Genomic DNA, 18007 nt, shown 5'->3' on the forward strand with positions numbered 1-18007 from the left:
ATCCGCACTAAGAAACGAACTGCTCATAGGGACCTGACATTGGATGGAATGGGAACCTTCGGGTACAAACCGTTGCACGTACTTCCGTGACGCTCGAACGTGCTCTCAGCTCTATGCTCTCCGCTTCCTACGTCACGTCAACAAACTCCGCACCCACCAACCGCGCCAAATCCGAAGGCGCGAGCAGCATTTGCATCCCGCGTACGCCGGCGCTGACGTATATCCGTTCGTGCAGAAGCGCCGTTTCATCGATCCATGTTGGAAAAAGCTTCTTCATACCGACAGGCGAGCAGCCGCCGCGTATATAGCCGGTGAGAGGCAGCAATTCCCTGGCCTTCACCATTTCGATGCTCTTGTTGCCGCTGACCGACGCGGCTTTTTTCAGATCGAGTTCGAACGGACCCGGAATGCAGAACACGACGGTTCCCGTTTTATCTCCGCGCGCCACCAGAGTCTTGAACACCTGCTCATGCTCCGCGCCGATTTTGTCCGCCACGGAGACGGCATCAATTTCCTCGTCGCTGCTGTCGTAGCTGATCTGCTCGTGCGGGATGTACCGGGCTTCGAGTATGCGGAGGGCGTTGGTCTTCATCGCTGACTACGTGCGGAGCGTCTGTGTTGATGATGTTGGGTTGCTTCGTGGTGGCGGTTGATGGCATAGAGCGAAGAGCGTAGAGCACATCCGTGTGATGCGGAAGTCTATATCACGATTTGAATTCCATGCACAGAAGTCTGGATTCTGCGCGGATTGAGCGAGTTTGTACGAGCGTGCTCTCTGCTCTTTGCTCTTCGCTCTCTGCTACCTCCCCTTCGGTCGAAACAAATGCGTCGCATGTCCGAAATAGGCCTCGGCGGCTTCCATCACGGTTTCAGAGAGGGTCGGATGCGGATGAATGCTGAGGGCCAGGTCCTTGACCGTGGCGCCCATTTCAAGCGCGAGCACCCCCTCGGCGATGAGCTCACCGGCGCCGGGACCCGCGATACCAATGCCCAACACACGCTGGGTTTCGGGCTCGACGAGCAGCTTTGTGACGCCGTCAGAGCGATCCAATGTCGTGGCACGGCCCGAGGCCGCCCAGGGGAAGCGCCCGATTTCTATCTTGCGTCCCTGCTGCTTCGCTTCGGTTTCGGTGAGTCCGGCCCAGGCGATCTCGGGATCGGTGAACACCACGGCGGGAATGGCGTAGGGTTCGAACACGGTCTTCTTCCCGGCGATGGCATCCACCGCCACACGGGCCTCGTGCGAGGCCTTGTGCGCGAGCATGGGATCGCCGGTAATGTCGCCGATGGCGAAAATGTTCTCGTCCGCTGTGCGGCGCTGCGGATCCACCACGACAAAACCGCGCTCGTTGACCGCGACGCGTGTCATCTCCAGGCCAAAGCCCTGCGTGTTGGGCTTGCGTCCGACGGAGATCAGTACGGCATCGAAGAGCTCGGATCTCCCGCCATCGACGGATTCGAAGGTCACCTTTACGCCATTTTTCTGCTCCTTCATTTCCGAAACCTTCGTCTTCAGAAGGATGCTTTCAAATTGCGCGTCCAAACGCTTTTTGAGGGGATTCACAAGGTCGCGATCGGCGCCGGGAAGCAGGCCGTCGGTCATTTCCACAACGGTGATCTTCGAGCCCAGTGCGGCATACACGGTACCCAGTTCCAGACCGATATAGCCGCCGCCGATGACCAGCAATTTACCGGGAATGAAGGGCAGATCCAGGGCGGCGCTGGAATCCCACACGCGCTTCGATCCCTCAGGCATGCCGGGAATACTTGCGGGACGCGATCCGGTTGCGAGAATGGCATGCCGGAAGCTGAGCGTCACGCTCTCCCCGTCGGTTTTTTGTACTTCCAGCGTTTTGCTGCCGCGGAATGTTGCCCACCCCTGAAGAAAGGTGATTTTTCGGGCACCGCCGAGTTGTCCGAGGCCGCCGGTGAGCTTGTCCACCACCCTGTTCTTGAATGCGCGTAGCGTGTCGATATCCACGGACGGATCGCCGAAGCTGATGCCCCACTCCGCGGCGTGCTTTGCTTCGTTGATCAGTTTCGCCACATGCAGCAGCGCCTTGGACGGAATGCAGCCGCGGTAGAGACAGACGCCGCCCGGATTTTTATCCGTGTCCACGAGTGTGACGTTCATGCCGCTGTCTGCGGCGTAAAAGGCGGCGGCGTACCCTCCGGGTCCGCCGCCGATAACGATGAGATCGGTTTGCTGTATGTCAGCCATTGATGTACTCCAGTTTCACATGCAAAAAAAACAGCTTATCCCTCCAGCGCGAGCAGTAGCGGCTCCTCGAGGGCTTCGGCGAACCAACGCAAAAAACGGGCGGCATCCGCGCCATCAATGACGCGGTGGTCGTAGGTAAGCGACAGCGGCATCATCAAGCGCGGCTGGAATGCACCGTTGCTATACACCGGCTCCATGACAGCACGGGAGAGACCCAGTATCGCCACCTCAGGCCAGTTGATGATCGGTGTGAAAAACGTTCCGCCGATGCCGCCGAGATTGGTGATGGTAAAGCTCGCTCCGGACATTTCATCCGGCATGATTTTTTTGCCGCGCGCCTTCTCCGCGAGTTCCTGCATTTCCTTTGAAATGGTGAGGATGTTTTTATTGTCCACATCCCGCAGCACGGGTACGAGAAGCCCGCGTTCGGTATCCACGGCGACCCCGAGATGGATGTATTCCTTGAACACGATCTCGCCGCTTTCCATATCCAAAGAGGCATTGAACTGCGGAAATTTTTTCAGGGCGGCCGCGGCAACCTTGAGAGCGATAGCGGTGACGGTGAGCTTGCCGCCCGCAGCATCGGCCTTTTTCGCGAAACGATGCCGAAGCTCTTCCAGATGCGTGATATCGGCCTTGTCATGCTGCGTCACCACAGGAATGCGCCACGACAGCTCCATCTGCTCCGCCGTCTTCCTCCGCACCTTGCTCATGGCCTCACGGCGCACCGAACCGAAAGCCGAGAAATCCGGCAGAGGCTGTCGACGTCCGGACATCGCGCCCGCGGCAGCCGGAGCCGCCATCGAGCTTCCGCTGAGCAGGGCTTTTGCATGAGCTTTCACGTCTTCAACGGAGATCCGTCCGTTGGGACCGGAGCCGCGCACGGCGGAAATATCCACACCAATTTCGCGCGCGAACATGCGCACACTCGGAGCAGCGGGAACGGGAACAGCAGGTTTTTCCACCTGCTCCTTCTGCGGCGGGGTGTGCGTTCCCGCGGGCGTCGGGGCTGGACGTGCGAAACCGGGTTGCCGTGCGGGCTCCTCGTGTTTTTGGGGGCGCGGTTCAACACCGGCTTCTGGTGTCGAGATCTGTGCAGGCGCAGCTTCGGCCTTGGCGGCAGGAGCTTCCGCTTTCGCGACGGGAGCTTCAGGCGCTGCGGCGGCGCTTTCTTCCACGAGAGCGATAACGCTGCCGACTGCGGCTTTCGCGCCTTCGGTCACATCGATCCGTGCAATGGTGCCCGCAACGGGCGACGGTACGTCGAAAGATGCCTTGTCGGTTTCCAGCTCTATCAGTGGCTGATCTTTTTCTATGACATCACCGGCTTTGACGAGTACTCTGACGACGTCGCCGGCGGTAATATTTTCACCCAGTTCGGGTAATTTTACTTCTGTAGCCATGTGCTTCCTTTATTACGAGATCATGGGATTCATTTTTTCCGAGTCGATGTCCAGGTCCTTCATCGCTTTTTTCACGACCTTCACATCTATCATTGCCTTTTTCGACAGAGCCGAAAGTACCGCAAGTGTGATGAAACGGTGATCCACTTCGAAGAAATCGCGCAACGCGGCGCGGCCTTCACTGCGGCCAAATCCGTCGGTACCCAGCGAGATCAAACCTCCGGGTGTCCAACGGCAAATCGTGTCGGCGAGGGCCTTGACATAGTCCGACGCGGCTACTACCACACCCTTCGCATCGGCGAGCTGCTGCGTCACGTATGGAACACGCTGCTCTTCACCCGGGTGCATGCGATTCCAGCGTTCCACTTCCAGTCCGTCGCGGTGCAATTCCTTGAAGCTGGTCGCGCTCCAGACATTGACGGCCACGCCGTAGCTGCTCTCCAGCAGCGCGGCTGCCTTGATGGCCTCGTTCATGATGGCGCCATTGGCGAGGATGTCCGCGTACGCATTCGGCTTTTGGAGCGTTGACGCGCTGTAACGGTACAATCCACGTAAAATGCCTTCCTCGATGTCGTCGCCTTCCGGCATCGCGGGCTGAGGATAGTTTTCGTTTTCGACGGTGATGTAATAGAACACTTTTTCCTGCTCGTGATACATCCGACGAATGCCATCGCGCAGGATAACGGCGATTTCATAAGCGAAGGCCGGATCATAGGTCACGAGATTCGGGACAGGCAGCGCGAGCAGGTGGCTGTTACCGTCCTGATGCTGCAATCCCTCGCCCGCAAGTGTGGTGCGTCCCGCCGTGCCACCGATGAGAAAGCCCTGCGCCTGCATATCCGCAGCGGCCCAGATGAGGTCGCCGATGCGCTGGAAGCCAAACATCGAGTAGTAAATGAAAAACGGAATCATGCTGACGCCATGGGTTGCGTAGGAGGTGCCCGCCGCGATGAAGGAGGCCATGGAGCCCGCCTCGGTAATGCCCTCTTCGAGGATCTGTCCGTTCTTCGCTTCCTTGTAATAGAGGAGACTGGCGGAATCCACAGGATCGTAGAGTTGCCCCACATGCGAATAGATGCCCACCTGGCGGAAGAGCGACTCCATACCGAAGGTCCGCGCCTCATCCGGCACGATGGGCACGATGTATTTGCCGATATCCGGGTCCTTGAGCAGCTTGGTGAGCATGCGGACGAAGGCCATGGTGGTCGAGACATCACGCCCGTCGGTACCGACGCGGAATTCCTCGAACAGTTCGGCATCGGGGACTTTCAGCTTCGGCACGTCCGTTCTGCGTGACGGCACCGGACCGCCGAGTGCCTGACGGCGCTCGCGCAGGTATTGCATTTCGGGACTGTTCGGGTCGGGCTTGTAGAACGGCGCCTCGGCCACGTCCTCGTCGGAGATCGGGATATTGAAGCGCGTGCGGAATTCTTTCAGTTCGTCTTCGTTCAGCTTTTTCTGCTGATGCGTGATATTCTTCCCTTCACCGGCTTCGCCGAGCCCATAACCCTTGATGGTGCGCGCGAGAATAACGGTGGGCGCGTCCGTGCTTTCCACAGCCATTTTGAATGCCGCATAGACCTTCTCGGGATCATGTCCGCCGAGGCGGAGGCGGCGCAGGCGGTCGTCGCTGTACTGCTCGACGAGCTTGAGCAGTCGTTCATCGACACCGAAAAACTCGCGGCGAATATAGTCACCGGATTCGACGGCGTATTTCTGCCGGTCGCCGTCGGTAACCTCGCCCATACGGCGCACCAGGACGCCATCGCTGTCTTTCTCCAGCAGCGGATCCCAGTCCGATCCCCAGATCACTTTGATCACATTCCAGCCCGCTCCACGGAAATTGCGTTCGAGTTCCTGGATAATGTTCCCGTTCCCGCGCACCGGACCATCGAGGCGCTGCAGGTTGCAGTTGATGACGAAAATGAGGTTGTTCAGCTTCGCACGCGCCGCAAGGGAGATGGCACCCAGAGCTTCGGGTTCATCGGTCTCTCCGTCGCCGAGGAAGGCCCAGACCTTGTTTCCGTGATCGGATTTCAGGCCACGGTCCTCGAGATAGCGATTGAAGCGGGCCTGGTAAATGGCCATGATGGGACCAAGTCCCATGGAAACTGTCGGAAATTCCCAGAAATCCGGCATGAGCCATGGATGGGGATAGGACGAAAGTCCGCCGCCCGGGGCGAGTTCTCGTCGGAAATTCTGCAAATCGGATTCACTCAGACGCCCTTCGAGAAACGCGCGGGCGTAAATGCCCGGAGCCGCATGACCCTGGAAGAAAATCTGGTCGCCGCTGAAACCGTCTTCCCCGCGACCACGGAAGAAGTGATTGAAGGCGATTTCGTATATCGTTGCCGCGGAGGCATAGGTGGAAATGTGCCCGCCGATGCCTGTCTCCTTCCGGTTCGCGCGGACCACCATGGCCATGGCGTTCCAGCGGATGAGGCTCTTAATGCGCCGTTCCAGCGTGCGGCTTCCCGGAAATCCCGGTTGCTGGTCGGCCGGTATGGAGTTGATGTACGGTGTATTTGCGGAAAACGGCATGCGGACGCCCTTGCTGAACGCGTACTGCTGCAATTCCTTGAGCAGACGTTGGGCACGTTCGGAACCGCCGTTTTGGAGGACGTAATCGAGCGATGCGAGCCATTCTGAGGTTTCTATCGCCTCGAGCTCTCTCTGTTCGTGTTCGGTCATGGTAAAAACATCCGATGATATGAGATGGATACGCGTCTTTGTCAAGACAAAATCAACATAACACAACACGGAATACGGAGCGATAGTTCATAGGAAATGCCTGAAAAGACGAATCCGGAGAGCGTAAATCCGTTAATCTGTATATCGGTCATGATGCTCCTGTTCTTTGTGCGCCGTAACTCGTTTATTTTCAACATGTTAAATATCAAATAAAATACTTGACAAAGCGATCATCAAATACTATGTTATAATTGATGATGTATGCACAAGACATAGTGCGCAGGAGTGTGAGCATCGGAATGACGCTGCTGCTTCTCGTATGCTGTCTCCGTGCCGCACCGCTTTCCTGCAGGCAGGCTCGTTGCGCATGCGCATGCTGCGAGGAAGTGCAGCCAGCGGAATCTCCCTGCTGTTGCGATGGCCACGCCGACGCGGAAGCGGGGCGATCGAATGAAGGCTGTGACACAAACAGTGCCCAAGCTGCCTCGGGATGCTCTCATTGTGCCTGCATGCATCAACCACCGCAATCGGCTCCCCCTGACACCTATAGCGTCGACGAACAGACCGTCGTTTTCGGAAGTGTCTCCTTTCACACACCGTCGACCATAGAAACACCGTGTGAACCTATCCTACCCCCTCCAATACCGTTGGTTCTGCGAACATAGACGTTTCTCGCAGTTTCATCAACGTGCCAACAACGGCACCAGGTTTTCAACAATAAATTGCACCTCAACCCAATCTCTTTTGGAGGTTCCATGCGTAATGTTACCGCTACCCTGTGCGTAGCACTCTGTGCGGTCCTGATGGTCGCCAACGTGGCCCAAGCACAGACCGTAACCCCGCCGAAGGCGCGCATCACGGTGATGGGAGTTTCAGCGGAAATGCTGAAGCAGAACATCCCCGGGATGGACAAGCCGTCCAACGGTCTCCCCAACGTCGCCAAGGGCGATAAAGTGTATCTGAAAGCCGGCGGAGTCATATCCCTCAATTCCGGCGCAACCAAATGGGCCACCGCGAACTTTACGTTCACGGAGAAACCCGCCGCTTCCAACGCGATGTTCGAAAAAATTGACGACATCACCTACTTCTTCGTCACCGATGCGGAAGGCACCTATCGCATCGAGATGATAAGCCAGGACGATGCCAATGTGCTCGACACCGCCACCGTGGTAGTGAACGTCGCGAAATACGTCGGTATCGGCGGTATCGTGGGTTCAGGCGCCACCCCGCCGGAGTGCCGCGTGTGCCATGCCGGTATCGCAACCACATGGGAAGGCACCGGACACTCCCAGGCGCTCATGGTCATCGAAACCAACAGTCACTTCGCTTCCTATTGCCTCCCCTGCCATACCACCGGCTCACCCAATACCGACGCAGAAGGCGACGGTTGGGCGCATCGCGCACGTGTTCTCGGCTGGCAGTTCCCCGCCGTCATCCAGGTCGGTAACTGGGACGAAATCAAGACGAACTTCCCCGAGCTCGCCAAGATGGCACATGTGCAGTGCGAAAGTTGTCATGGTCCCGGTAGTGCGCATAACGCGGTCAAGACCGACAGCAAAACCGTCGTCAGCTACACGGCCTTCCAGTGCCGCCAGTGCCACGACGCACCGGAGCACCATCCCGAATTCCAGGAATACGACAATGCCGGCCATGGCAACTCCATGGTCAACGGTCTGAATACCGAGTACACCAATCGCGGCAGCAAGACCAATACCTACAGCGACTGCGCCCGCTGCCACACAGCGAACGGCCATGTTGAGGTACACATTAACGGCGCCCCGAGCACCAGCGCGCCATACGCGAATCCCTCGCCCGTGACCTGCATCGCCTGCCATGACCCGCATGCGAACACCAATCCGGCACAGCTTCGCAAGAGTATTGACGAATCCTGCACCGATTGCCACAGCATCCGTCCCAGCAGCCATAGTGGTCTGCACACCTCGCATCAGGGTCCGATGATCAAGGGCGAGGGCGGCATGGAACTGCCCGGCTACACCTATCGCAAATCCGCCCACAGCGCCATCGACACCCGCTGCGTGCAGTGTCACATGGCCACACCGGACGAAGCCTACAAGAACAAGCTCGGCGGACATACCTTCAAGGTCATGTTCGACAACGATACCCCGGATGACCACTCGGACGATGTGATCAACCAGTCGGGCTGTATCGATTGCCACAGCAGCGGTGTCGAACTGCAGACCATGCAGGACACTCAGGCGGAGATCAAGCTGTTGCTGAATGAACTCAAGTCCTATCTCAGACTGCGCTCCGACGGCAACCCGCTGTACCAGATGGATACCACGCTCACAAGCACAGAGCGCGACATCCACTACAACTGGTATTTCGTCAACAACGATCTGAGCTTCGGTGTACACAACTTCCTGTATGCCAAGGATCTGCTTACAGCCTCGATCGCCGTCGCCAAGACCCTTGGCGTTGAGCGCATTGATGGTCCGAAGGACTTCGCTCTCGAGCAGAACTACCCGAACCCCTTCAATCCCACCACAGCCATCCGTTTCAGCATCCCGACTGCGCAGAACGTGAACGTCACGATTTACGACGCTTCCGGCAAGCTGATTTACACGCTCGTCAACGGCCAGTATCAGGCCGGCACCTACAGCGTGCAGTGGAACGGGCACCGGGGCGAAGGCATTTCCGTCCAGAGCGGTGTGTACTTCTACCGCATCGTGGCCGGCAACTACACCGCCACCAAGAAGATGATGCTCGTCAAATAAGCATCACTTCAGTCGAAACTGACACGGGAGGCCGCAAGGCCTCCCGTCTCTTTTTGCGCGTAGCACACCCGGGGAGTGGGGGAGAGGAAAGAGCGGAGAGCGGAGAGCGAAGAGCTGAGAGTATGGCCGTGCAGGTTGGCTCGAATTGTACAAGCGCCTCACTTCGGGAGGAGAGCGGAGAGCAGAGAGCACGCTCGTGCGGGATCACTCGAATCGTTGAAGAACTTCACATCAGAAGGAGAACGGAGAGCAGAAAGCACGCTCGTGCGGGAAAGCCCTAATCGTGCAAACGCCTCACTCTGTGAATGGGAAGTGCTGTTTTATTGCAGAACCAGGAAGCGGATATCGTTTTCTTTGCATACAGCCGGAACGCAATGACGTGCTCTCTGCTCCCTGCGCTCCTTTGCTCCGCTCTCTATGCTCTCCGCTCCGCGCTCTCAACCGTCTCTCTGGTCTTTTCCTGCCTGTAGGCGAACATACCACGGATCTGGCGAGCGACGAGAGCGCGATTGAGAATCCGGCCAAAGATTCCGAAGGGAAGCGCATATTCGACGGTGTCACGCAACAGACAGTATTCGTCGCCGTCGGGTATAAACTCGCGTAATTGCCGCCAATGCCGGAAAGGCCCGCGTACCTGCACATCGGAGAGCCTGTATGGCGGCTCGAACACATCAAAGCGCATCAGCCAGCGAGTGAAGATAAGAGGCAGCGGACGGATGCGCAGTTCCACCATCGCACCCTCGCCGGCGGCATCGAAGCGGAGAATATCCACGCGGATAGTTCGCGGAGTTATGCGCAGCAGGTTGGCGGGATCTGTATGAAACGCGAATACGCTTTCCACCGATGCATGAATGCGAATGGATGTCGTGTAGGTGTGCATGTGAGATAGAACATACAGCACTCGCGTGGAATTCCCTGCTGCATGGGGGCCAGAAGTAGAGATTCTGGAGCATAGCGTAGTGCGATCATCTCCAAGGTAGCGGTCCAAACGACAAGAGGGTAGAGTTTTGAGACTCTACCCTCATTATTGTCGTACTTGCAGTGATCGTGCAGTAGAGCTCTACGCTTTCCTCTCCGCGCTCAGAAAGAGCTCGATCAATCGTTCAAGGTCGTCGTCGGAATAGAATTCGAAAGAGATGTTGCCCTTGCCATCCTTCGAGGCGGTGATGTGCACCTTGGTGCCGTACATGGGACGGAGTTTTCGGGTGATATCGTCGAAGGCACCCGATGCGGAGGAGGGGCTTGCCGTTTTCTTCGGAGGTATGACCGGCCGCTGCGGGTTGTATATACTCTTCACCAGCTCTTCCACTTTGCGCACGGAGAGTCCGTCCCGAATGACGCGCTGCCAGGTGCGAAGCTGCGCGGTTTCGTCGGGCAGGGTGATGAGGGCGCGCGCGTGCCCCATGGTGATTTCGCTTTTCTGCAGACTCTCGAGAATACGTTTTGGTAATTTGAGAAGGCGGATGAAGTTGACGACGGTACTGCGATCCTTGCCCACTTTCTGTGCGACCTGCTCGGGAGAATGCCCATAGTCCTCTACGAGTTGCCGGTAGGATTGAGCAATTTCCACAGGATTGAGCGTCGCGCGCTGAATGTTTTCGATCAGCGCGAGTTCCAGCATCTCCTCGGCGCTTTCCACCTTGCGGATATAGGCGGGGATGTGCGCGATACCCGCCTGCTGACAGGCGCGGACACGGCGCTCGCCGGAAATCAACTGAAAGCGGCCTTCCCAGCGGCGAACGGTGATCGGCTGCACAAGACCGTTTTCGCGAATGGACTGCGCCAGCTCTCTGAGCGATTCCGAGTCGAAATCCACCCGTGGCTGGTAGGGATTGGGATCGATTTGTGCTACCTCGACATGCGCGAGAATATCGTAGGACGCGCCATCATCGAGCGTTTCGGGCGTGGGGACCACACTCACGGGTTCCGCAGGCTGCACTCCCGAGGGAATCAGCGCGCCGAGGCCCTTGCCCAGTACCATTTTTCCTTGCTTGCTCACACGTTCTCGTCCTTTATTGATCCGTATCGTGATGCTGCTGCTCGTCGTTCAGGGGCGGGGGACGATGATTCGCCTTCTGCCGACGAAATTCTTCCTTGCCGAGCGCAATCTCCTGCGCGAGATCGATATAATTTTGCGTGCCGACAGACAGGGCGTCATAGAGAATGACGGGTTTGCCGAAGCTGGGAGCTTCGCTCAGACGTACATTTCTGCTCACGATGGTCTCGAACACCTTCTCGCCAAAGTGGTTTTTCACTTCCTCCGCCACCTGCTTGGACAAACGAAGTCGGGTGTCGTACATCGTGAGCAGCACTCCTTCGATATCGAGCGTCGGATTGAGATGCTGGCGGACGATGTTGATCGTGTTCAGCAGCTTGCCGAGTCCCTCGAGTGCATAGTACTCGCATTGCACCGGGATCAACACCGAGTCGGCCGCAGTGAGGGAGTTGAGCGTGAGCAGTCCCAGAGACGGAGGACAGTCAATGACAATGTAGTCATACTCGTTCCGGACGGGTCCCAGCGCGGTTTTCAGAACATGCTCTCTTCCCGGGCGTTCGATGAGCTCTATCTCGGCACCAACGAGGTTGATGTGTGAAGGGACAACGTTCAACGCGGGCAGAAGCGAAGGTTGTATTCCCTCCCGCACGGAAATTCCGTCTATCAGCAGTTCATAAATTGTGGCGGGCACGGTATTGACGTCGATACCGACACCACTGGAGGCATTGGCCTGGGGATCTATGTCGACGAGAAGGGTTTTGTACTCGGCGACGGCGAGGCTGGCGGCGAGATTGACCGAGGTCGTGGTCTTGCCGACGCCGCCTTTTTGATTTGCTACTGCGATGATTCTGGACATGGGTTCCGGTAAATACGTGAATGAGGCGAACGCTGTTCACTTGCCCGTATCGGGCCGCAGCGTTTCCTCCATCCATTGGAGATACGCCGCCGAACCGCCGGTCACAGGCACCTGAATGATTTCGGGCACCTGATAGGAATGCAGACTGCGCACACGGGCTTCGAGACTGTCGAACAGTCCGCTCTGTGTCTTGCACATCAACAGATACTCGTCCGCTTCCTCGAGCCGCCCCTGCCAGGTATAGGTGGAGCGGACGTTCTCGATGATGCTCACGCAGGCGGCGAGCCGCTCTTCGACGAGTGCGGCGGCAAGCAGATGCGCTTCATCGGACGAAGACGCGGTGATAAAGACAATCGAATATGTCCCTGTCGCGTCGGCCATAACATACAAAGCTACGGTTCGCGAAGGAGAGAAACAATGTACGATTGATCCGACTCAGGCGGAACGATTTACGAGGTACGATAAACGGTAAAGTTAAACGTTAAAAGTTAAAGGTTAAACGAATTGAAAAGGGTGAAGGGTGAAGGGTAAAGGGTAAAGGGTAAAGGGAAAAGAGGGTAAAGGGAAAAGAGGGTAAAGGGTACCGGGTGAAGGGACAAGAGTGGAGAGCAAAGAGCTGCGAGTCCCGAGCCCGAAGGGCGACACTTCCTCAAACTCCATACGTGAGCATGGGGGCCTCGCGCGGCCAGCACCCCGATCTCAAGCCCGAAGGGCGACACTGGAATGGTAAAGGGTGAAGAGCTAAGAGTAAAGGGGCAGGAGCGAAAGCTCACACTGAAGATGACGACACCAGGAGAGGTAAAAGGTGAGGAGTGAAGGGATTCAACGCGCGATTGTACGAACGGAAATGCTCCTCTCGGCATCGATATCGCGGTTTTGTGCAAGGCAAAAATCATCCACTTGCATTTTGGGATGCGGAAAGGTATGTTTTTCCTAGCGTCAATATGAAGAAAGACCACGAAGCGTATACATGAGCTACCTTGACTTTGATGACCATGAAGATGAATGGCTGGAATCCGGCGGAGGCGGGGTGCCCGAGTTCGCCGACAGAGATATCAGCGAACTGACGCATGAAGCCCGAGAGGGAAACATCAGCACGGAAAACATCGACGAAATCGCCGCCTGGCATCTTGAACGAAGCAATTTTGCCGAAGCCCTCAAGCTCTACGAGCTCCTGACCGAACTGGTACCGTACAGCGCGGAAGCGTGGGAGCGCATGGGTATGGCTTTGAACAATCTCGGCCATTACGGCAAGGCCCTTGCAGCGTTCGATAAAGCCGAAACGCTCAATCCGGGCGACATCGAGTTGATGATGAACAAAGGCATCACGTTGGACAACCTCGGTGATACCGCCGGAGCGTTGGACTGCTTCAATTACGTTCTCTCTCTCGAACCGCAGCACGACGACGCCTTGTTCAGTAAAGGGCTGACACTGGAGCACAGCGGAGACTATACGGCCGCAATTGAGCTTTTTACCGAATTGACCGCCCGTGATCCCGAGAGCAAAGACGCATGGTATGAACTCGGCTTTTGCCACGATTTCGAGGATCATCTCACGGAGGCTCTGTATTGTTATGACAGGGCACTGGATTTGCATCCCTACAATCAGAATGCCTGGTACAACCGCGGAATCGTTCTCAATCGCATGGGGGCATTCCGCAAAGCGATCGAGAGTTATGACTTCGCCATCGCCATTCAGGATGACTTCGGCTCCGCGTGGTACAACAAGGGCAACAGCTGCGCAAATCTCGGCAGCTTTGACGAAGCGATCACCTGTTTTCGTAAAACAGTCGAACTCGAACCTACCGACCCGCATGCCTGGCACAATCTGGGAAATGCCTGCGAGGAAGCAGGACGCAATCTCGATGCGATTCAGGCCTATTCCCGCGCCATCGCTCTGGCTCCCGACAACGCCGATTCCTTCTTCGGCCGGGGCAGCGTCCATGAAGCCACCGGTGACCTTCAGGCCGCCCTCAACGATTTTACCAGGGCCACAAAGCTGACGCCCGACAATCTGGATGCCTGGTATGCGAAGGCCGACATCGAATACGAATGCGGCAACTTTGACGATGCCCTCCATAGTTTTGGAGTGATTCTCGGTCTGGAATCCACCGATGCGGCAATTTGGGTGGATTACGCCGAGCTTTGCCTCACATCCGACAATCCGCATAAAGCCGTCGTGGCATGCAAGACAGCCATCGGACTCGGCGACAGGCTGCCCGAAGCCTACTACTTTCTCGTTCAGGCGTACACACGTATTGAACGGTATCAGGAAGCGCTCGGAGCTTTCCGAACATTTCGGAACATCTGCACGGACGGCAGGGATTCCGAAGGCAATCCCCTCCCGGATCCACCGGTGTTTGCCCTGCTTCAACGCATGCTCGACAATGGAGACGCCGAACGATGAACCTCCTCACGTCCCTCGCACTCTGCATTCTGCTCTGCATACCCGTGACATCCTGCAGCAGCGGCGGAAAGGAAGGATCACCACCCTGGAATACGCTTACGCAGGCGGTTGACGCCGGCGCATCGAACGGGAAGGTCATTCTGGTGGACGTCTACACGGATTGGTGCGGCTGGTGCAAGCGTATGGACAGAGATGTGTACGCGGACGCAAGCGTGGGTGCCTACCTGCAAGAGAACTTCGTCATTGCAAAATTGAATGCGGAATCGTCAACGAGTCACACCTTCAACGGTACCAACGCTACCGAGCGGGAAATCGCCAAAGCCTGGGGCGTGACCGGCTACCCCGCCACGGTGTTTCTGACGGCCAAGGGCGAGCCAATCACCGTCGTCCCCGGATATATACCGAAAGAGACGTTTCTCAAGGTCCTCGAATACATCCACACGGAGAGCTACAAATCCGTCTCCTGGGAAGATTTTCTCAGTTCCCGCTCCGGTTGATCCGATGACGCCGCCGCGCAACGGGTATGGCGTGCTGCTCGTCGCATCCCTGCTCTGGACAGTGGGCACTGTGGCCGCCCCGATCCTTCATCATCATCATGCTGATACCTCCGCACTGGCGGCGCGTCTGTTCTATGCGCCCGTATGCCATCAGGACGCGCCGCGCAGTCAGCACCTTTTCGGGTATCCGATCAGCGTGTGCCACCGTTGCGGCGGCATCTATCTCGCCTTTACCCTCACCGTCGCTCTGTTCCCGTTTTTTCGCGGACGGTTCCGTGCCGCTTCGTTCTCTCCCGTGCGCGGAGCTATATTTATAGTGCCCATGTTCCTCGACTACATGCTGGACGTTGCCGGCGTATGGACGAATGATGCGTTGACGAGAACCGTGACGGGCTTCATCGGGGGAAGCGGGCTGGCGCTGTTCGTGGTCCCGGCCTGGACAGAGGCGTGGTGCCAGATTTTCGGCCGGATAACAAACCATCAACCGGAGTAGTGATGACACAAGAATACTTCATCGATCAAAAACCATCAAAACTCGTTCCGGTACTCATCGGTGCGGGCGCTATGACAGCAACAGCGGTCATTCCTCTGGTGAATGCCATCAACTGCCTCTGCTGCGCGGGAATCATGGGTGGCGCCGTGCTGGGTGTGTGGTTTTACAAGAAAAGTTTTCCGGAAGAGATGACCTTTCGCGTCGGTGACGGCGCGATTGTCGGTACCTTTTCCGGCATGATCGCGGCGGTACTCACATCCATCATCGAAACACTGACCATGGGTTTTTCGGACGAAATGATGACCGCGCAGTTGGAAACGCAACTCGAGCAGGCCTTCGATCAGGCAGCACAACAAGGCAGCGATCCGGCAGCCATCGAAGCCGTACAGCAATTCATCACCAGCTTGATGACCAACCCCATCATGCTGTTTGTCGTTGTGCTGCTGGCTTCGCTGTTCGTGTTTACCGGTTTCGGAGCGCTCGGAGGCGTAATCGGTGGAAATATTTTCAAAACGAAAGCACCAGTGCAGCCGCAATAGCGTTCGCGAGAACCTTCCCGTGGCCCGAAGCGTATACTATGATTTGTCCCGGCGCAACCGGACACCGGCTGAGCGCAATCCCATTCACCATAACACGTCGTTTGCATGAATCTCCGTTTTTTATTCGTCCTCCTACTCCTGACATTGTTTTTTCTGCGGTCTGGCGACCTGTCCGCGCAGACAGGTCCCAGAGCGGGTTCGTCGTACACCGTCGTCTACAATCCGCCGTCGGCCAGTCCATTGAGCCAGAGCAAGGCCGTGACGATGTTCTATGTATTCGACTACTGGAACGTCCGCTACGGCACACGTATGGCGCTGTGGCAGAACGTGCTGCGTCCGGACACGAACCGGCTCCGGTCCGCGGAAATGCAACGCGTCGCCGAGGGATGGACGGCGACGATAGAGATTCCGGAGGATGCCGCTCTGCTCTCGTGGATAGTGAGCGATGGCGTGTACATGGACGGGAATCTTGAGCGAACCTATGTGGAATACGTACTCGGCGGTGACGGCAAACCGGTACGTAACGCCCGCTACTTCAACATCCAGTTTTTACGCCTTGCCGGGAGTGAGATAGGAATTCTCATCCGGGAAATGGAACGCGAGTTGGCGGACTATCCCACCAATTTCCCCGCCTACCATCAGTACTTTTCCCTGTTGATGGAGCAAAGCAAAGGCAACACGAAAATTCAGGAGCGCATAGCGAACAGGCTGGGCGAAATGGAAAAGCAGTTCGGCGATGACGACGAATTCCTGAACCTCGCTGCCCAGACCTGGTACTACCTGCTTCAGGATCAGAAGCGCGGTTTGGATTTTCGCGAACGCATCGCGCCCTCACGGCAGTGGCCGCAGGTGCTGCGCATGTTCGACAGAGACGCCAAACAAGCGGAGGTGCTCGAACGCCAGATGCAGGCCCAGACAAAACGCTCCCAACTGCTGAACACCGAGTTACCGGCATTCAATCTGAACAATCCCGGAGGCGGACGGACCTCCTTCCCGCGCGGCAGCGGACGGCCCACGCTGCTGCTGTTCTGGGCCAGCACATCGGAGCGGTCTTTGCAAAAGATTGACGCCCTGAAGGAAATTATCCGGATGAATGCCACCGATATTGATGTGTACTATGTCAACGTCGATGTGGATGAAAGCAAAGCCCTGGATGTTGCCCGGGCAAAGGGTATCGTGGACCAAGTGTTACTCAATCAGGGTGCCACACTCGCGATACTTGGCGTGGACAGTCTGCCTATGCTCTTTGCCGTGGACAGCCGGGATATTATTCGCGACATACAGATCGGATTTTCTGCGCAGCAGGTCGAAGAACTCTCGACCATCCTGCCCGGTCTGCGACAGTAGAGACGGAAGCCGCACCCGTCGCCTGTTCGCTCCCGGGTGATGCCGACCATGGCGGAGAATGTATGGATACGCAAAGTCATTGAAGACGGGTGCACGCCGTTCCCGGCAGCCGTAGCAACAACGCACAAGGATATTTTGACGCATGGTCTACGACATTTCCCGGCCCCTTGACATGCACACACCGGTGTACCCCGGTGATCCGCCATTTGATCGCACCGTGATTCACAGCATGCGGGAGGGTGCGGGGTACAATTTGAGCACGCTTCGGATGAGCGCTCACATCGGCACGCATGTCGACGCTCCCTATCATTTCATCGACACCGGACTTCGAATTGACGAGATCCCTCCGGAGCGCTGGATTTCATCCGCGGTGGTCGTGGAGGTATCCGGTATACCGCTTATGGATTCGGAGCATTTTCGCAATGCCGGGCTCCGGCCGGGAGATTCGGTGCTGCTCAAGAGCAACACGAATCGCGCTCCCGATGCGCATCCCGACGATTTCCATGCGATTTCCACCGATGCGGCACGCTGGCTGGTCGAGCGCGGCGTCAACATCATCGGCATCGACGCGCTGTCCATCGAGCAGTATCATGATCCATCATTCCCGGTGCACCAGATTCTGCTCGGCGCGGGTGTGCTGATCCTCGAGGGGCTGCACCTCGACGACGTTCCTGCGGGCCGTTACACCTTGTTCGTCGCACCGCTCCTCATCACCGGCGGCGATGGCGCCCCCGCCCGCGCCCTGCTGATGACTGAGTGACGGATTTCGCGACCGAAGCGCTCCGAGGCCTGACGACGGAGTGATGGAGTCCGCAGCGGGTA

Annotated in this window: 15 protein-coding genes; 7 read left to right on the plus strand and 8 right to left on the minus strand. The window is 57.2% G+C overall.

The window, feature by feature from the left end:
* Positions 1–127 precede the first annotated feature (127 nt).
* The 4 genes from ybaK to aceE all read right to left on the minus strand — a co-directional run bounded on the left by ybaK (position 128) and on the right by aceE (position 6315).
* Positions 128–592 carry a Cys-tRNA(Pro) deacylase gene (ybaK, locus tag M5R41_09955; GenBank protein ID MCZ7556710.1) on the minus strand — a complete coding sequence of 155 codons (465 nt, stop codon included), beginning with the start codon at positions 590–592 and terminating at the stop codon, positions 128–130.
* A 207-nt stretch (positions 593–799) separates the two neighbouring features.
* The gene (gene lpdA / locus M5R41_09960) at positions 800–2221 is read right to left on the minus strand and encodes a dihydrolipoyl dehydrogenase (GenBank protein MCZ7556711.1); all 1422 of its coding nucleotides are present in this window, start codon (positions 2219–2221) and stop codon (positions 800–802) included.
* 35 nt (positions 2222–2256) lie between these two features.
* Positions 2257–3624 (minus strand): 2-oxo acid dehydrogenase subunit E2, encoded by a 1368-nt coding sequence (locus M5R41_09965; protein ID MCZ7556712.1) that lies wholly within the window; start codon positions 3622–3624, stop codon positions 2257–2259.
* 12 nt (positions 3625–3636) lie between these two features.
* On the minus strand, positions 3637–6315 hold the full coding sequence (gene aceE, locus M5R41_09970) for a pyruvate dehydrogenase (acetyl-transferring), homodimeric type (protein MCZ7556713.1): 2679 nt from the start codon (positions 6313–6315) through the stop codon (positions 3637–3639).
* 755 nt (positions 6316–7070) lie between these two features.
* Between aceE and M5R41_09975 the strand changes: the two genes are divergently transcribed.
* A complete protein-coding gene (locus M5R41_09975) occupies positions 7071–9050 on the plus strand; it encodes a T9SS type A sorting domain-containing protein (GenBank protein ID MCZ7556714.1) in 1980 nt (659 codons plus the stop codon).
* Positions 9051–9465: 415 nt separating this feature from the next.
* Here M5R41_09975 and M5R41_09980 read toward each other — a convergent pair whose 3' ends face one another.
* From M5R41_09980 to M5R41_09995, 4 genes are all read right to left on the minus strand, one after another.
* The gene (locus M5R41_09980) at positions 9466–9930 is read right to left on the minus strand and encodes an SRPBCC family protein (GenBank protein ID MCZ7556715.1); all 465 of its coding nucleotides are present in this window, start codon (positions 9928–9930) and stop codon (positions 9466–9468) included.
* A gap of 180 nt (positions 9931–10110) precedes the next feature.
* Positions 10111–11049: a ParB/RepB/Spo0J family partition protein gene (locus tag M5R41_09985; protein ID MCZ7556716.1), complete on the minus strand. Its 939-nt coding sequence runs from the start codon at positions 11047–11049 to the stop codon at positions 10111–10113.
* Between the two features lie 13 nt (positions 11050–11062).
* Positions 11063–11902, minus strand: a complete 840-nt coding sequence (locus tag M5R41_09990) for an AAA family ATPase (protein ID MCZ7556717.1) — start codon at positions 11900–11902, stop codon at positions 11063–11065.
* A 36-nt stretch (positions 11903–11938) separates the two neighbouring features.
* Positions 11939–12283, minus strand: a complete 345-nt coding sequence (locus M5R41_09995; protein ID MCZ7556718.1) for a divalent-cation tolerance protein CutA — start codon at positions 12281–12283, stop codon at positions 11939–11941.
* Positions 12284–12872: 589 nt separating this feature from the next.
* Between M5R41_09995 and M5R41_10000 the strand changes: the two genes are divergently transcribed.
* The 6 genes from M5R41_10000 to M5R41_10025 all read left to right on the plus strand — a co-directional run bounded on the left by M5R41_10000 (position 12873) and on the right by M5R41_10025 (position 17945).
* A complete protein-coding gene (locus M5R41_10000) occupies positions 12873–14309 on the plus strand; it encodes a tetratricopeptide repeat protein (GenBank protein MCZ7556719.1) in 1437 nt (478 codons plus the stop codon).
* The gene (locus M5R41_10005; protein ID MCZ7556720.1) at positions 14306–14806 is read left to right on the plus strand and encodes a thioredoxin fold domain-containing protein; all 501 of its coding nucleotides are present in this window, start codon (positions 14306–14308) and stop codon (positions 14804–14806) included. The genes M5R41_10000 and M5R41_10005 overlap by 4 nt, the downstream gene beginning before the upstream one ends.
* Positions 14807–14810: 4 nt before the next feature.
* Complete coding sequence (locus M5R41_10010) at positions 14811–15299, plus strand: DUF2085 domain-containing protein (GenBank protein ID MCZ7556721.1); 489 nt, start codon at positions 14811–14813, stop codon at positions 15297–15299.
* A gap of 2 nt (positions 15300–15301) precedes the next feature.
* Positions 15302–15838 carry a hypothetical protein gene (locus M5R41_10015; GenBank protein ID MCZ7556722.1) on the plus strand — a complete coding sequence of 179 codons (537 nt, stop codon included), beginning with the start codon at positions 15302–15304 and terminating at the stop codon, positions 15836–15838.
* A gap of 105 nt (positions 15839–15943) precedes the next feature.
* The gene (locus M5R41_10020) at positions 15944–17185 is read left to right on the plus strand and encodes a hypothetical protein (GenBank protein ID MCZ7556723.1); all 1242 of its coding nucleotides are present in this window, start codon (positions 15944–15946) and stop codon (positions 17183–17185) included.
* A gap of 142 nt (positions 17186–17327) precedes the next feature.
* Positions 17328–17945, plus strand: a complete 618-nt coding sequence (locus tag M5R41_10025) for a cyclase family protein (GenBank protein MCZ7556724.1) — start codon at positions 17328–17330, stop codon at positions 17943–17945.
* Positions 17946–18007: the final 62 nt, after the last annotated feature.

It is taken from the genome of Bacteroidia bacterium, from assembly GCA_027493955.1.
Classification (GTDB): domain Bacteria; phylum Bacteroidota; class Ignavibacteria; order SZUA-365; family SZUA-365; genus JAOSJT01.

Excerpts from the sequence above, each read along its gene's own strand:
- M5R41_10010 (MCZ7556721.1), top strand. The coding sequence starts at position 14,811 with ATGACGCCGCCGCGCAACGGGTATGGCGTGCTGCTCGTCGCATCCCTG.
- M5R41_10000 (MCZ7556719.1), top strand. The coding sequence starts at position 12,873 with ATGAGCTACCTTGACTTTGATGACCATGAAGATGAATGGCTGGAATCC.
- aceE (MCZ7556713.1), bottom strand. The coding sequence starts at position 6,315 with ATGACCGAACACGAACAGAGAGAGCTCGAGGCGATAGAAACCTCAGAA.
- ybaK (MCZ7556710.1), bottom strand. The coding sequence starts at position 592 with ATGAAGACCAACGCCCTCCGCATACTCGAAGCCCGGTACATCCCGCAC.
- M5R41_10005 (MCZ7556720.1), top strand. The coding sequence starts at position 14,306 with ATGAACCTCCTCACGTCCCTCGCACTCTGCATTCTGCTCTGCATACCC.
- M5R41_10025 (MCZ7556724.1), top strand. The coding sequence starts at position 17,328 with ATGGTCTACGACATTTCCCGGCCCCTTGACATGCACACACCGGTGTAC.
- M5R41_09975 (MCZ7556714.1), top strand. The coding sequence starts at position 7,071 with ATGCGTAATGTTACCGCTACCCTGTGCGTAGCACTCTGTGCGGTCCTG.
- M5R41_09965 (MCZ7556712.1), bottom strand. The coding sequence starts at position 3,624 with ATGGCTACAGAAGTAAAATTACCCGAACTGGGTGAAAATATTACCGCC.
- M5R41_09995 (MCZ7556718.1), bottom strand. The coding sequence starts at position 12,283 with ATGGCCGACGCGACAGGGACATATTCGATTGTCTTTATCACCGCGTCT.
- M5R41_10015 (MCZ7556722.1), top strand. The coding sequence starts at position 15,302 with ATGACACAAGAATACTTCATCGATCAAAAACCATCAAAACTCGTTCCG.
- M5R41_09980 (MCZ7556715.1), bottom strand. The coding sequence starts at position 9,930 with ATGCACACCTACACGACATCCATTCGCATTCATGCATCGGTGGAAAGC.
- M5R41_09990 (MCZ7556717.1), bottom strand. The coding sequence starts at position 11,902 with ATGTCCAGAATCATCGCAGTAGCAAATCAAAAAGGCGGCGTCGGCAAG.
- M5R41_10020 (MCZ7556723.1), top strand. The coding sequence starts at position 15,944 with ATGAATCTCCGTTTTTTATTCGTCCTCCTACTCCTGACATTGTTTTTT.
- lpdA (MCZ7556711.1), bottom strand. The coding sequence starts at position 2,221 with ATGGCTGACATACAGCAAACCGATCTCATCGTTATCGGCGGCGGACCC.